General features: G+C 36.0%; 21 protein-coding genes and 1 pseudogene. 8 read left to right on the top strand and 14 right to left on the bottom strand.

The window, feature by feature from the left end:
• Window positions 1-8: 8 nt before the first annotated feature.
• Window positions 9-218: a hypothetical protein gene (locus DFR63_RS00260; protein ID WP_115883781.1), complete on the bottom strand. Its 210-nt coding sequence runs from the start codon at window positions 216-218 to the stop codon at window positions 9-11.
• 18 nt (window positions 219-236) lie between these two features.
• Window positions 237-1,139, bottom strand: coding sequence for a LysR family transcriptional regulator (locus DFR63_RS00255; protein WP_115883780.1), 903 nt, complete (start codon window positions 1,137-1,139; stop codon window positions 237-239).
• A 124-nt stretch (window positions 1,140-1,263) separates the two neighbouring features.
• On the opposite strand from DFR63_RS00255, the gene DFR63_RS00250 reads away from it, so the two are divergent.
• Both DFR63_RS00250 and DFR63_RS00245 read left to right on the top strand, forming a co-directional pair.
• Window positions 1,264-2,487, top strand: coding sequence for an MFS transporter (locus tag DFR63_RS00250; protein WP_115883779.1), 1,224 nt, complete (start codon window positions 1,264-1,266; stop codon window positions 2,485-2,487).
• A gap of 299 nt (window positions 2,488-2,786) precedes the next feature.
• Entirely contained in the window at window positions 2,787-3,626 is an 840-nt protein-coding gene (locus DFR63_RS00245; protein ID WP_115883778.1) for an SDR family NAD(P)-dependent oxidoreductase, read from the top strand.
• A gap of 596 nt (window positions 3,627-4,222) precedes the next feature.
• Here DFR63_RS00245 and DFR63_RS00240 read toward each other — a convergent pair.
• The 3 genes from DFR63_RS00240 to DFR63_RS00230 are packed head-to-tail and all read right to left on the bottom strand — an operon-like array spanning window position 4,223 to window position 5,211.
• Complete coding sequence (locus DFR63_RS00240; RefSeq protein ID WP_115883777.1) at window positions 4,223-4,552, bottom strand: hypothetical protein; 330 nt, start codon at window positions 4,550-4,552, stop codon at window positions 4,223-4,225.
• A gap of 6 nt (window positions 4,553-4,558) precedes the next feature.
• Window positions 4,559-4,993 (bottom strand): hypothetical protein, encoded by a 435-nt coding sequence (locus DFR63_RS00235; protein WP_115883776.1) that lies wholly within the window; start codon window positions 4,991-4,993, stop codon window positions 4,559-4,561.
• A gap of 20 nt (window positions 4,994-5,013) precedes the next feature.
• Window positions 5,014-5,211, bottom strand: coding sequence for a hypothetical protein (locus DFR63_RS00230; protein WP_115883775.1), 198 nt, complete (start codon window positions 5,209-5,211; stop codon window positions 5,014-5,016).
• 113 nt (window positions 5,212-5,324) lie between these two features.
• On the opposite strand from DFR63_RS00230, the gene DFR63_RS00225 reads away from it, so the two are divergent.
• The 3 genes from DFR63_RS00225 to DFR63_RS00215 are packed head-to-tail and all read left to right on the top strand — an operon-like array spanning window position 5,325 to window position 6,572.
• Entirely contained in the window at window positions 5,325-5,888 is a 564-nt protein-coding gene (locus DFR63_RS00225; RefSeq protein WP_115883774.1) for a DEAD/DEAH box helicase family protein, read from the top strand.
• A 20-nt stretch (window positions 5,889-5,908) separates the two neighbouring features.
• Window positions 5,909-6,208 carry a hypothetical protein gene (locus DFR63_RS00220; RefSeq protein ID WP_115883773.1) on the top strand — a complete coding sequence of 100 codons (300 nt, stop codon included), beginning with the start codon at window positions 5,909-5,911 and terminating at the stop codon, window positions 6,206-6,208.
• 52 nt (window positions 6,209-6,260) lie between these two features.
• Window positions 6,261-6,572, top strand: coding sequence for a hypothetical protein (locus DFR63_RS00215; RefSeq protein WP_115883772.1), 312 nt, complete (start codon window positions 6,261-6,263; stop codon window positions 6,570-6,572).
• Between the two features lie 102 nt (window positions 6,573-6,674).
• On the opposite strand, the gene DFR63_RS00210 is transcribed toward DFR63_RS00215, so the two are convergent.
• The 4 genes from DFR63_RS00210 to DFR63_RS00195 are packed head-to-tail and all read right to left on the bottom strand — an operon-like array spanning window position 6,675 to window position 8,032.
• The gene (locus DFR63_RS00210; RefSeq protein ID WP_115883771.1) at window positions 6,675-7,094 is read right to left on the bottom strand and encodes a hypothetical protein; all 420 of its coding nucleotides are present in this window, start codon (window positions 7,092-7,094) and stop codon (window positions 6,675-6,677) included.
• 60 nt (window positions 7,095-7,154) lie between these two features.
• Entirely contained in the window at window positions 7,155-7,334 is a 180-nt protein-coding gene (locus DFR63_RS00205) for a hypothetical protein (RefSeq protein ID WP_115883770.1), read from the bottom strand.
• Between the two features lie 32 nt (window positions 7,335-7,366).
• Window positions 7,367-7,600 (bottom strand): hypothetical protein, encoded by a 234-nt coding sequence (locus DFR63_RS00200; protein ID WP_115883769.1) that lies wholly within the window; start codon window positions 7,598-7,600, stop codon window positions 7,367-7,369.
• A gap of 57 nt (window positions 7,601-7,657) precedes the next feature.
• Window positions 7,658-8,032: a hypothetical protein gene (locus DFR63_RS00195; protein WP_115883768.1), complete on the bottom strand. Its 375-nt coding sequence runs from the start codon at window positions 8,030-8,032 to the stop codon at window positions 7,658-7,660.
• 144 nt (window positions 8,033-8,176) lie between these two features.
• Here DFR63_RS00195 and DFR63_RS00190 point away from each other — a divergent pair, with 144 nt between their 5' ends.
• The 3 genes and pseudogenes from DFR63_RS00190 to DFR63_RS12045 all read left to right on the top strand — a co-directional run.
• Window positions 8,177-8,623: an 8-oxo-dGTP diphosphatase gene (locus DFR63_RS00190; protein WP_115883767.1), complete on the top strand. Its 447-nt coding sequence runs from the start codon at window positions 8,177-8,179 to the stop codon at window positions 8,621-8,623.
• Window positions 8,624-8,636: 13 nt separating this feature from the next.
• On the top strand, window positions 8,637-8,987 hold the full coding sequence (locus DFR63_RS00185; RefSeq protein WP_147302180.1) for a hypothetical protein: 351 nt from the start codon (window positions 8,637-8,639) through the stop codon (window positions 8,985-8,987).
• Between the two features lie 173 nt (window positions 8,988-9,160).
• A pseudogene (locus DFR63_RS12045) lies at window positions 9,161-9,313 on the top strand (AI-2E family transporter); the annotation flags it as partial.
• 273 nt (window positions 9,314-9,586) lie between these two features.
• On the opposite strand, the gene DFR63_RS00175 reads toward DFR63_RS12045, so the two are convergent.
• The 5 genes from DFR63_RS00175 to DFR63_RS12040 form a co-directional block, all read right to left on the bottom strand.
• A complete protein-coding gene (locus DFR63_RS00175) occupies window positions 9,587-10,738 on the bottom strand; it encodes a zinc-dependent alcohol dehydrogenase (RefSeq protein ID WP_115883765.1) in 1,152 nt (383 codons plus the stop codon).
• A 310-nt stretch (window positions 10,739-11,048) separates the two neighbouring features.
• Entirely contained in the window at window positions 11,049-11,630 is a 582-nt protein-coding gene (locus tag DFR63_RS00170) for a hypothetical protein (RefSeq protein WP_115883764.1), read from the bottom strand.
• Window positions 11,631-11,645: 15 nt separating this feature from the next.
• Window positions 11,646-12,104 (bottom strand): GNAT family N-acetyltransferase, encoded by a 459-nt coding sequence (locus DFR63_RS00165; RefSeq protein WP_115883763.1) that lies wholly within the window; start codon window positions 12,102-12,104, stop codon window positions 11,646-11,648.
• A gap of 2 nt (window positions 12,105-12,106) precedes the next feature.
• The gene (locus tag DFR63_RS00160) at window positions 12,107-12,784 is read right to left on the bottom strand and encodes a metallophosphoesterase family protein (RefSeq protein WP_115883762.1); all 678 of its coding nucleotides are present in this window, start codon (window positions 12,782-12,784) and stop codon (window positions 12,107-12,109) included.
• 41 nt (window positions 12,785-12,825) lie between these two features.
• Window positions 12,826-12,996, bottom strand: a complete 171-nt coding sequence (locus tag DFR63_RS12040) for a GrpB family protein (protein WP_162842240.1) — start codon at window positions 12,994-12,996, stop codon at window positions 12,826-12,828.
• Between the last annotated feature and the right edge of the window lie 65 nt (window positions 12,997-13,061).

The raw sequence follows: 13,061 nt of genomic DNA, 5'->3' as shown, positions 1-13,061 counted from the left end.
TTTCTTCTTTATTTTTGGTATTTCTCCAGATGCCTGAGCGTTTTTTCATACTCCTGTTTTTGACATACAGACAGATTACCTTCTTCCAGCCTGTCTTTAGCTGCTTGTATATTTCTCTCGAGCTTTTCCTGATTGAGACTATCTATATACTCTTTTTCTTTTCTCCCGGCCATTCTGGAAATTATTCCGCCTAAAACATTTATATTTTTCCGCTTCATAAAACCACCCCGCTTATATTATATCAGTCCGATATCTCCCTTATTGATGTTTGCAGCCAGCACATCGATAAAATTCTGAGCTGCTTTAGACAGACGATGATTTTTCAGCCAGATTAAACCGATATCACCCGACAGCTGTTCAGAATCTGCAATTTTGTGAATATGCACCGGATATTCCTTGTAAAGATGCAGGAGAGATTCCGGCACTATGGAAACACCAAAATCAGTGGACACAAGCTCCATCATCAGCTTCAGATCGGAAAACTCCGCAATAATTTCCGGATGTATTTTAGCTTTGGAGAATGCTTCATGGATTGAATAATACACACCCAGTCCTTCGATACTCGGCAGGACGAGCGGATACCGGCTCACTTCCTCGAGTGTCGCATCTCCTGTAAACAGTTTTTTCTCTTTGGAAGTGATAACGTAAAACGGTTCGCTGTAGAGATGCTGCAGTGTAAATTCATCTATTTCAAGCGGCAGACGGACGATTGCCATTTCTATTTCCCGCTGCTTCAAAAGATAGCAGAGCAGGGACGATTCATTCTGCTGAATTTTATATTTTATTTTTGGATACATGCTTCTGTACTGATGAAATACTTCATTTAAATTGCCTAAGGAAAAAGTATTAATACCAACTGCAAGCCTGCCGTCTATTCCTCCCCCGACATCGGCAACTTCATTTCTAGCCTCTTCCATCATCTGTGTAATTTGAAGCGCGTATTTATACAAAGTTTTACCCGCTTCGGTCAGCTCTAAAAATTTACCGCTCCGTTCAAACAATTGTTCACCGAGCGATGCTTCCATATTTTTCAGCTGCTGGCTGAGCGGCGGCTGCGACATATAAAGCTTCTTCGCTGCTGCTGATATCTGTTTCTCTTCTGCGATAACGATAAAATACCGTAATTGCCGAATATCCATAAATTCACCTCAAGTATATGAAAAAAGTTATTTTAAGTAATTTTATTAATATTTTATGTATATCACGTCTAATAGTATCATAAGTATTACTATATGAATAATATGAAATTCGGGAGGATAAGAATTGGGTAAAATTTATAATAAAAATACTTTTCTGCTGCTTTTTGTCATTGCTGCCATTTCACTAAACCTCCGCCTCGGCATTACATCAGTCGGTCCTCTAATGGATTCGATTCGCACTTCCTTATCATTGTCTAATGCACAAGCCAGTCTTCTTACGACTGTTCCCGTTTTATGTATGGGAATTTTTGCATCACTAGCCACTGTACTTAATAAAAAATACGGTTCTAAATTTACTTTGATACTTATGCTGGCAGTGCTCGGCCTTGCTACTGCGGTCCGCGGATTTCTGCCGGGCTTCTCAACACTTTTAATCACTGCCTTTTTAATCGGTCTGGCTATTGCAGTACTCGGACCGACAATGTCTGCTGTGATTAAGAAATATTTCCCGGGGCACGCAGCGATTGCAATTGGTATTTCAACCTTCTTTATGAGTATGGGATCTGCGGCCAGTGCAGCCCTTACAGGCATTTTCTTTGAAGTTTCAGACTCCTACATGTTCGCCCTCGCGATTTGGTCAGTGTTTGGTTTATTCGGAGTTCTGGTTGTTGCTTTTGTCTTAAAAACAGGCGCCAGCAGCAAGCTGCCTAAACAGAATGTTTCTGAAGTGAAATACAACTTCCCTTCTCCGTGGAAGCAGACAACACCATATCTGTTCATGTTGTTTTACGCACTGCAGGCGGCTCTCTATTTCTCAACAATTACATGGCTTGTGCCGATGTCAGTGGAAAACGGTATGACGATGATTCAGGGCGGCATGCTCTTAAGCGCAGTCATGTCTGTACAGGTTGTCTTCAACCTGCTGCTGCCGATAATGATGGAGAAATATCCGGCGCGCAGAAACTGGATTTATTTCATTCTCGTATCAGGGACGATTGCAACTCTCTTATTCTGGACCGGAGACCACACCTTGATGTGGATCGGCGCCTTTATGATGGGTATTCCGCTTGGCGGGTTGTACTCAGCAGCATTGATGCTGCCGCTCGATGAAACTGTAACGGCAGACGGAGCGAACTCATGGACAGCTATGATGCAGACCGGCGGCTGTATTCTCGGCGGATTGTTCCCGTTTGTAATCGGCTTTATATACGATGGAACACAGAATCATAATTATACGATGTCTATACTGCTGGCAATTTATGCGTCTGCCTTTATTCTGATTACAATCATCGGCAATAAAAAAGAGAAAAACTACGATGACTATATAGTAAAACCTTCTGACAATTAAGTCAGAAGGTTTTTTAGTTACTGTATTTTTACTTCTCTTACCGGAATCCAAATTTCACTGCAGGCCTAATCTTATCTTTCATCATTCATAGTCGTAAATAAAACACGTGGTGCTTCAACTAATTGATAATTCGATGAAGCCAGCCATTCGTCAAATTCTGATTTGCCAAAGCTGATTTCCTGTTCTAATTTAATATCGTTTGCGCAGCATTATATGATTATTTATTTTTACATAAGTGTGTTTATATTGACTGTAAGGGTATTAAGTTATTACTTAAACTTACAGCAGAGGGTGATTAAATGCGCGAAAATATAATGGCAATTACAGGACCAACATCAGGCATCGGAAGAGAAACAGCCTTAGCACTTGCTAACCAGTTTGACAGAATCGTTCTTCTTGTCCGTAATTTAAACAAAGGAGAAGTATTAAAACAGGAAATAGAAACAAAATTACCTGTTAAGATAGATGTGATTCACTGCGATTTGAGCGAGTTGTCATCAATAGAATCTGCAGCAAATAAAATGAAAGAAAAATATGATTCAATAGATTGTTTAATATTAAATGCGGGCATTGTATCTTTAACGAAACAGGAAACGAAAGACGGTTTTGAAATGATGATGGGGACAAATTATATCGGTCATTTTTATCTGACACACCTGCTGCTGCCGCTTGTTCTTGACAGCGAAACAAAACAGGTCGTTGTTGTTTCTTCCAATGGGTATAAATTCGCGCCGTTAAAAGCACCTTACTTTAAACGAAGAAAATTTAACCCCGTGACGAACTACGGCCAGTCGAAACTCGGGACTTTGTATCTGATGCAGACCCTGTACGATTCGTATCATGAAGAGGGGTTAAAAACGACGGCTGTACACCCTGGGGCAGTGTCGACTAACTTAGGAAAAACACCGAAAAATGAACGATTCGGCAACCTGGTCTATAAAGTACTGACACCTTACTTTCTTACTGCGGAAGAAGGCAGTTTTTCGACAGTAATGGCTGTGAAATTCCCTGAAAAGTACAACGGCAAATATATGCATAATGGTAAAATTCTTAAAGTGCAAAAGCATGGCAATGACATAGATGCAAGAACATCTCTTATGACAGCGACATTAGATGTGCTGAACCTGACTCACCTTTAAAATACAGGAGAAGGTACAGATCAAGACACCTGTACCATCTCCATGCTGTTAAATGTTTTTACTTATCTTCCTTCTTACTTTTTGGTTTCATATAAATCCCCGAAAGAATACCAATCCCAAGTCCGTTAATAATGGAATAGCTAATATTTCACGTGCCGGGACGATGCCCATAAGAAAGTAGATGAATAAACAGAAGACAATAAATAATTTTATTATCTCAGGTGTCTTATATAGTGTTTCATGAATTTTTTCATATACGTTCTTCTCACTCCTACATAAATCCTTCTCATTTCTTTTATTTTAAATTGCGGTCATGATTCGACAGGCCGAAAATTGCTAATTTGTATATCAAATGTAAAACAAATAAAAAAACGACACAAAAATCTTCTGTTTAAGAAATCTGTATCATTTTTTAGCCTTATTCATTCTTTAATTAAATATCCATCTGAACACTTGCATAATTAAACGCGGTATATAGAATATTATCTCGAATAGTCCGAATGCTGTATCAGCCTTACTCATAGGCTCTGCAAGCTGTCTTTTATTCTTAGATCGTAACTTGGCGGGATCAATGTATTCAGGATCTTTTGATTGATTCATATCCTATCCTCGCTCCTGAACATATTCATTTCGTTTTCTTTAATTTTAAGTTGTCTGACTTTCTCTTCATCTGCCATGTCAGAGACTAAAACATCAAAACTGGTATCGTAAATTTCTTTCGCTTTCAACTTCACTTCATTAGAGTTCGTACCTGCAGTAATTTCATATTGTATATTCTGTATCTGGTTGAATAAATTATTTGCTCTGACTTGTGCGCTTAACTCAGACTCGTTCACTTTAGCTTCAATCAATGCTTGTCTGACTGCATACTTGATAACAAAATAAAATACGAAAGCTGCAAATAATATTGCGATAAATGTCCCCACTATGAACTACTCCTTAGATGAATTATTTTCTATTACGAATTTATATGAATTGAAGAAAAAGGAGATGATTATAAATACAACAAATATTATGGTGACTGCTATACCGCTAATCCGTAAAAAATCTGAGGGATAAGGATAGCTTTCAGTATATATATTCAGACTGTTGCTCACTATAAAAAATAGCATTGATACAACAAAAACTATGTTAAAAATTTTATTTATTATTGTTTCTTTAACTAATACCACATCACCGTCTTTGACTTCAATTCGATCAGTGCGGTCCAAGGGCTGCTCGTATGTTAATGTACCTGAATCTTCTGGTATCTCCATAGTTTTTGTTTGGTATCCGCCAACAGATCCGATTGTTTTCCCATTAAACTTTATACTGATAGGCATCAGCCAGCCGAGAAACCATGTTCTTCTTTTAACAATAATTTCCATGCTTTTTCCCCTCTAAAGCATTATTTCGCAATTTTCGCTTCTGTTTTTTTCTTTGATTTAATGTTTCTGTAAACAATCGTGAATAGCAATGCCAGAATGTTCAAGCTGAACATCGCAATGTAGTATGTGCTTGAATTGTCTTCCAGAATGTAAGTGCCGTAACGTAACGTGTTGAGCGTGAGCAGTACATATAAAATAATAACCGTCCCATTATTCATATCCCTTATCCCCTTCGTTATTACACTCTTCTCTATTTATGTATTTATACTTATCTTATCACATTTTATATATGGTAAACTCCTAATAACACACGTGTCAGGGGGATGTACTTATGAAGATAATATTGATATTTGGTCCGCAGGCTGTCGGCAAGATGACTATAGGCGAAAAGGTCGGTACAGCGTTTAATCTTCCGCTCTTGCACAATCATGTGACGCTCGATGCGATTTGGCCGTATATCGGCTGGAATAAGGATACGTTCAGATTATCAGATCAAATCCGGATGGGAATTTTTGAACATATTGTCGAAGATGACTCGCATCCTGGAATAATCTTTACCTTTGTCTGGGCTTTTGATATGCAGGAGGATTGGGATTATATAAACACACTTAAAAAAATATTTAATAAGGAATCTCACGATATTTATTTTGTGGAACTCGCAGCTGATCTTGAAGAGCGGATCAGAAGAAATACGACTGAGTACAGGTTGGAAAAGAAACCTTCTAAAAGAAATGTTGAGTTTTCCCATGCTGAATTGACGAATTCTGCTGAAAAGCATAGACTGAATTCATATGATAATGAAATTCAGGAAGATAAATATCTCAAGCTGGATGTGACTCACTTAACCGTTGAAGAGTCGAGTCAGAAGATAATTGAATGGGTAAATGAAAATTAAGCTAAGCTAGGAGTTTTAAAATGGAAGATAAAGTGATGAAATTATTAAGTTTTATCATAGGAATTTTCTTCTTTATGTTTTACATAGTTATTATTGATACGGTAATCACCTCACACGAAGGAAGCTTTTTAGAATTTCCCTATATTCTTTTGAGTATTTACTTTTTCATTTCAATTTTCACTTTCCCTTTGGTGAGTATAGAAGCTAGTGAGAAAACACATAATAAACATTTTTTAATTAAAAATTATTCTTTAATTGCAGCATACTTAATGTCACCTATCTGGGTGGGATCAAAATTGCTAAAAAATAGAGAGGATTAAAAATAGACATATTTATACAAAACTGAATTTTTTGATAGAAAGAGGTGTTTATTTGAAAAGCGAATTAAATATTTCAAAAAAACATGGTGTAATTAGCTATAGTTCTTTAATAATAGGAATTATTTGTTTCTTCATTGTTTTTGTAACACCTACAAGAATAGCTAACATTGGAAGCTTAACTGGAGATTATGTAACTTTCTTCTTTACTGCTGCTGGCATAATATTATCCATCATTGGACTTATGAAAAGAACCGAAAAAAACATTATTCCCTTCATATCTTTAATACTTTCATCATCACTCTTTATTTTTTGGTTCATTGTGTTTTTCTTACTGGTTACTGGTCGAATGGAACTAGCTCCTTAAAATGCATAACTCATGTTGAAATACAATGATTTCATATAGTGTATTCTTTTAAAATTAATCCCTCAATCCGATTTTTCGAGTTGGGGGGATAGTTGTTTTGTTTTACCTGTTCAACAATACTAATTTATTTGTTTTGAAAAATAGTGAGATTACGGCAATAACAAATAAAATGCTAAGCAGAATCTTTTCAATATTGAACAACTGTTCATAATTAGAATGGTTCGTAAAATCAATGATTCCAATGCCTCTCATTAGTAAATAGAGCAGGAATGTTACGAGTAGAATTCCCAGCACTTTACCTAATAGTGACTCTTCTACTTGTACTACATCTTCTTTTTTAACCTGCAGCTGATCATTACGCCCTACAGGCTGATAATATTTTAGTTCTCCTTCACTTTCCTGCATCGGGATTTCTATTTCCTGCGAACCGTAAAGTGTACCGACTGATTCATTATTAAATCTTATTCTAGCAGGTATAAATGAATTAAAAATCCACAGTTTCCTTTTTACCTTAACAGTCATATCTCCTCATCCTTTATATCCTTTTAACCAACCGCAAGTCTTTCATAATAATTTAGTTTGTTAATTCATATAAAAATAAAATCCGATTCCTACTATAACTACATCTAAAAACAGCACTCCCGCTAAATAGATATAGTTTTTATATGTTTCCTCATCTTGTATTGTTGTACTTCTTACAGCTAAATATCCGAGAATTGAAATTGCTATGATACTGATTGCAAACACAATAAAGTTATTCATCTCTATTCCCTCCCGATAGTTTCAATAGAGTTCTATACTTCTTTCGGTTTTATTACACTTTTACGCTGAAGTACATATATTATTACAAGTGCAAGAATTGGTGCGAGTGCTATAAACTCATTTCCGATAGTCAGCCAGACTAAGGGTACAAGTACAAAAAGTGAACCGAAAAGTACTGATAGTTTACCATTGGTGCTTAATCCATGGGCAAATAAAAACAGACCGGCTATGACAAGTATAAGAAAGAATATATTCAGCAGTATCATGTTTGCCCTCCTTTGCTTTTTCATTTGTTACTACAAATTTATCCTGACAGATGATATTTACGATTCATAAATAACTTCCACAGATGTTTCTTCTCCATTGAGATAAAAATTTAAAGTTTGATTCTCTATATCATTTTCAAGTGCTATAGTGTATAAAATAAAATCATCGCTTTCTTCCGGCTCGTCAAATCTTATATTCATAACGCTATCATCCGCTTCCTCCACGTCAACTTCACTGTCTTTTTCAATATATGCGTATATAATTCTTTCTCCTGCTTCGTTCTGTATCAGAAATATATCACCATGCTCTGGTTTTTCTGTAAGTGACTCCGATAATATATCAACAGAGCTTTCGGATATCTCAGACACTTTATTACTGCTGCATGCCGAAAGTAGAGTTAACGATAATAATAACATCGAAAGTTTCTTCAAATGAACGCTCCTTAAAGTTTTTTCAATACGATTTCATTCTGAAATCCGTTTCATAGTTTGCTATGATTATATTGTAACAAACCTTGTAAATTATTCATTTATCCTATTAAATTCTAAAACTATAGCTATATAACGGAGGTCACCATGTCTAGAGCTGAAAAAGCGATAATCACCAATATGTGTATGATTGAAAATGATAAGGGGCAAATATTAATCCAGGATCGTGTCAGCAGTAATTGGCCAGGTGTTACTTTTCCCGGTGGAAAAGTTGAGAAGAATGAGTCTTTTGTAGATTCGGTGATTCGTGAGGTGTTTGAAGAAACCGGCCTGGTTATTAAAAATCCTCAAATTTGCGGTACGAAGCAATTTCAGACTGAGGACGATGAAAGATACATTGTCTTAATGTATAAAACAAATCAGTTTTCTGGAAATCTGCGTTCTTCTGAGGAAGGCGAAGTTTTATGGATTGATAAATATCAGCTCGGCACCTATCATCTGGCGAATGATTTTGATGAGATGTTCCGGGTGATGGATTCAGATACCTTGTCGGAGTTTTATTATGATGATTCGTGGAATGTACATATTATATAAAGGGAGAAATTCTATGAATATTATATTTAAGCTATTGATGTTCGTTGGTGCAGGACTTCTAATTTATAATGCTGAAGCCAGACCAGGGAACACATTTTTATTCAGTACAGTAGGAGTTCTGCTTATAATGAGTGCAGGGTTTATGGTTCTAAAGAGTAATAGAAGTAAGATAACTAGAACTTTTTATTCAAAAAAGAATCAAACCGGCAAAGGTCTTTTCTCACCAATCTTTACCGTTATACAGACTATATTCGTGACGCTTCTCATCGGCGGTTTGCTTTTTTATTTAACCAGATCTATTTTCACTTTCCTGATAAACACAAATCCTCCAAGTGGTCAGCTATCATTATTATTTTCGCTTTAATGGGTTTACTTATTTACCTGTTTTACATTCTTCTCGCGCCTATCGTCACTTAGCAGGTAAACTTGCTTATCAGTAATCCATCAGAAATTATTAATACTGTGGAAGGTTACGTAGAGTATTTCCTGACTCAGCGTGAACATATGCCAACCGCAATTCAGAATCAAATCATTAATGCCCTGTTCCAGAATCCAATAATGGCGGTGTATGCAGCAATTATTATACTTATCGCGCAGCAAATTGAAGGTAACTTAATTACGCCTAATGTTATAGGTAATGGACTCAGTGTGCACCCGCTGACAGTTATTACTTTAGTATTAGCTGCAGGCAGGGGGCTTCCCAGCAGAGATCTTCAGGACAGCCCACAGCTTAAATGACAATCACCCACGCTCGATATCGAGCGTGGGTGATTGTCATATCTCCTTCTCTCCTAAGAACTGGCAGAGCGGTGTCATTAAAAAATACAAGCGCTCTTTTTTAAAGTGTCCTTGACACGGGTTTCACTTTAGTGCTCATGATGTTCCTTTTATTTTTTAATGAGATAAACTATCTCCTCTAATATTATCCAATAATCTAATATCAGGAACAAAAGTTTTTATACTCTATTCTGGTTTAAATACAACCTTGATGTTGTTATCCTTCTTCTGATCAAATACTTTATAAGCTTCTTCTGCCTCTTCAAGCGGGAAAGTATGTGTAATAATTTCTGTAGGATCAAATACTTCATCTTTAATCATTTCGTAAAGTTTAGGCATTAGATGAATAACAGGAGCCTGTCCACTTGTTACTGTAATATCACGGTTAAATATTAAATCTATAGGGAAATTATCAGCAGGTGATCCATAGATACCAGTAAGCTGTATTGTCCCAAACTTTCTAACTGATTCAGTAGCAGTAAGTATAGGACTTATTGTTCCACGTTGTTGAGAATTCTCAGATAGCTCCTGTTCTGGACTCGATTGCTGTCCATCCATTCCTACACAATCAATAACAACATCTGCGCCGCCTCGAGTTTTTTCTTTAAGAAGTTTACCTATTTCTTGTTCTTCATCAAAGTTATACACTTCAGCACCATTGTACTTTTTGGCATGATTGAGACGATGCTGTACATTGTCAATCGCAATCACTCTCTCTGCACCTTTTAGTTTCGCAAACTTCTGAGCCATTAAACCGATAGGACCACAACCTAATACAATGACTGTATCTCCCGGTTTAACGCCTGAGTGTTCTACACTCCAGTAAGCAGTAGGTACAACGTCTGATAAGAATAAAACTTGCTCGTCTTTTAGATTGTTATCAGGAACCTTAAATGAAGAAAAGTCAGCATGAGGTACTCTTAAGTATTCTGCCTGTCCTCCCCAGTGATTACCATGAAGGTTACCAAAACCGAATAGTCCACCATTATCTAACTTCCAGTTCGCTGGTGTTTCATTAGAATTGTCACACTGAGATTCCATGTCGTTATTGCAGTAGAAACAGTCCCCGCACCCAATATTAAAAGGTATTACCACACGATCTCCTTTCTTTAGTTTTTTTACATCTTTTCCTACCTCTTCAACAATACCCATCGGTTCATGTCCAATGACAAAACCAGGTTCCATGAATAAATCACCTTGATGATATAAATGTAAATCTGAACCACAAATCCCAGATGCTGTTATCTTTATAACTGCATCAGTTGATTCAATAATCTTAGCATCTTCAACTTTTTCCATTTTCATCTTCTGATGTCCTTGATAAGTGACTGCTTTCATGTAATAACACTCCATTCTAAATAATATTTAGATACATGCTAAAATATACCTCTCTCCACGTCTTATAAACATAAATCTTTTATAGAATCAATCATCTCAGTATGAGAATACATACTCATTCTCTTCATAAGAATATCTTCATTTGTTTTAATGAGGACTATTTTATATAAAATTAAAGAGGAGACTATTATAAAATGGAGCCTATAAATTAGACACTGATAAAAAAAAGACTTTATTTAATATGAGAAAAAACGAACTTACTTTAAGTTTCTAATCCCCATAATAATTCCTCCGAAATTTATATTAGCTTCTACAATATCTCATACTTTTTCTCAACTTCTTCAAACATCATCATCATTTCTTCTGCTTCTATAATATGATTTGCAATTTCCGAGTGTTTAAAACTTTTTCCATCTACGAAAACTGTGTTGATATCCAGTATATTTTCGAACTGTTCAATAGGATTTCCATTAAGAAGCAGATAACTATCATCTTCTCCGGTAATTGATTTCGCTTCTACTGTTGATTTTTTCAGTATGTCAAAAGCATCTAAGTTAAAAGATTTAAATTCATTCAGTTCTTCTATCATGCTTAAGCCAGGGTATACCCATGTGCCGGCAGGTGCATCAGTACCGATATATACTTCTCCTTCCATTTCTAAATACTTTGCAGTAATGTCTTTAACTTGTTCATACTCCCACTTCTGACTTCTTCTAAAATCGTCATTAAGCTGAGCATCAATCGCATTAAAAGAGGAGTTCGCAGGTGATTTTTTAACATTGTTATTGTGGGGATTGAATAATGATGAATTACTTACAAATAAAAGAACTATCGTGAAAAATATTATCGGTAATAAAATTTGTATATAATCTAAATCAATTGCTGTAAACAATATAGCTCCACTCTTTTATTTGAAATCCTCTGTTAAGTTAAACTTATAAATTAGTTCACCTTCAGGGTCATAATCACCTGTAAAGTTAAATCCCAGATTTTCATACAACTTACGAGCAACATCATTACCTTCCACAAAACTCAGATAAACTGTAATTACATTATATTTTTCTGTAACAATCTTGATTAACTCTTTCATAGCAAGCTTTCCGAAACCTTTGCCCTGATATTTCTCATCTATAATAATTCTGTCTATCCACGTATCAGGGTTTTTACCGAAAGCACCATACATGGCAAAACCGACTATTTCATCATAATCATAAATGGCAACAGGACACCATTGTTTATAGATTGCCGCTTCTTCCAGACATTCATCCACCGTTTCGATGAAAAACCTTTGATACTTTTTTACGCTGATTTTTCTTACTTCATTTATATTATTAGCATCTATTTCTTTAATTCGAATACAGGTCACAATTACACCCCTTTCGCCACAGAGTACGTTTTCTTACCAGGCAATTCCAGACAATTGAGCTGCCCGCCATAGGTCGCTGCTCCATCAATACCGATAATATTATTTTCTCCAAAATAAATATCATGATTCTTTTCCTGCCGGATGACTGATGTTGGTGTATGACCAAAAATCACAGTTTTGTCCCCTGAGTATTTTTCATAAAATAATTCTCTAATCCATAGGAAGGTATGCGGATCAGTTTTCTGAACAGGTGTATCCGGACTGACGCCTGCATGGACAAAAATATAATCTTTTGTTTCGTAGTAATAATCCATCTCCCTTATAAGAGAGATATGTTTCTCAAATTCAGCTCCAGCTGACAAAGTTACACTCTCTATAGACGAATCATAACTTTTGAGTGTCATAAGCGCACCGTTTCTTTCCCAGCGTTCCAGAGCTTCAGGTACTCCGTTCACAGCATTCAGCATCATCTCGTCATGATTACCTCTCAAGACAATGGCACCATTTCTCTTTAATTCACTCACTCTATTTAATACCCCTTTAGAGTTTGGGCCCCTGTCAACATAATCTCCTAAGAGAATTAACTGATCCTCGTCTGCATCGTAGTTCACCTTTTCCAGCAAGCTGTCAAAAAGTTCTAACTCTCCATGAATATCACTAATAGCCAGTACTCTTTTCATGAGCAGTCCCCCAAATAAAATTTTCTATATTCCCGATGTGTTTAAGTTCTTTTATCGATTATTTCTTTAACAAATGCTTCTTTATAATCTGTGTATTCCCTTATCCCCTCAGAATTGCTTCTTAGAAACTCCTCTTTAATATTTAAATACCGATGACGTGAATATTCATTATTATTTAAATAATCCCTAAAAAATATAAGATTCTTCCACAATGGCTTCTGATACTCAACCAGGTGGATAAACGAGTTTTTACCTGATAAGAATCATCCTTAAATTT

Source organism: Jeotgalicoccus halotolerans, assembly GCF_003387165.1.
GTDB lineage: Bacteria > Bacillota > Bacilli > Staphylococcales > Salinicoccaceae > Jeotgalicoccus > Jeotgalicoccus halotolerans.
This window is presented reverse-complemented; position numbering and strand designations above follow the sequence as displayed.

What these genes read in the sequence shown, in the direction of transcription:
- DFR63_RS00220 (WP_115883773.1), top strand. Translation starts at nt 5,909, where the DNA reads ATGGAAGATAAAGTGATGAAATTATTAAGTTTTATCATAGGAATTTTC.
- DFR63_RS00200 (WP_115883769.1), bottom strand. Translation starts at nt 7,600, where the DNA reads ATGATACTGCTGAATATATTCTTTCTTATACTTGTCATAGCCGGTCTG.
- DFR63_RS00210 (WP_115883771.1), bottom strand. Translation starts at nt 7,094, where the DNA reads ATGACTGTTAAGGTAAAAAGGAAACTGTGGATTTTTAATTCATTTATA.
- DFR63_RS00235 (WP_115883776.1), bottom strand. Translation starts at nt 4,993, where the DNA reads ATGGAAATTATTGTTAAAAGAAGAACATGGTTTCTCGGCTGGCTGATG.
- DFR63_RS00185 (WP_147302180.1), top strand. Translation starts at nt 8,637, where the DNA reads ATGAATATTATATTTAAGCTATTGATGTTCGTTGGTGCAGGACTTCTA.
- DFR63_RS00225 (WP_115883774.1), top strand. Translation starts at nt 5,325, where the DNA reads ATGAAGATAATATTGATATTTGGTCCGCAGGCTGTCGGCAAGATGACT.
- DFR63_RS00230 (WP_115883775.1), bottom strand. Translation starts at nt 5,211, where the DNA reads ATGAATAATGGGACGGTTATTATTTTATATGTACTGCTCACGCTCAAC.
- DFR63_RS00255 (WP_115883780.1), bottom strand. Translation starts at nt 1,139, where the DNA reads ATGGATATTCGGCAATTACGGTATTTTATCGTTATCGCAGAAGAGAAA.
- DFR63_RS00160 (WP_115883762.1), bottom strand. Translation starts at nt 12,784, where the DNA reads ATGAAAAGAGTACTGGCTATTAGTGATATTCATGGAGAGTTAGAACTT.
- DFR63_RS00205 (WP_115883770.1), bottom strand. Translation starts at nt 7,334, where the DNA reads ATGAATAACTTTATTGTGTTTGCAATCAGTATCATAGCAATTTCAATT.
- DFR63_RS00260 (WP_115883781.1), bottom strand. Translation starts at nt 218, where the DNA reads ATGAAGCGGAAAAATATAAATGTTTTAGGCGGAATAATTTCCAGAATG.
- DFR63_RS00190 (WP_115883767.1), top strand. Translation starts at nt 8,177, where the DNA reads ATGTCTAGAGCTGAAAAAGCGATAATCACCAATATGTGTATGATTGAA.
- DFR63_RS00245 (WP_115883778.1), top strand. Translation starts at nt 2,787, where the DNA reads ATGCGCGAAAATATAATGGCAATTACAGGACCAACATCAGGCATCGGA.
- DFR63_RS00175 (WP_115883765.1), bottom strand. Translation starts at nt 10,738, where the DNA reads ATGAAAGCAGTCACTTATCAAGGACATCAGAAGATGAAAATGGAAAAA.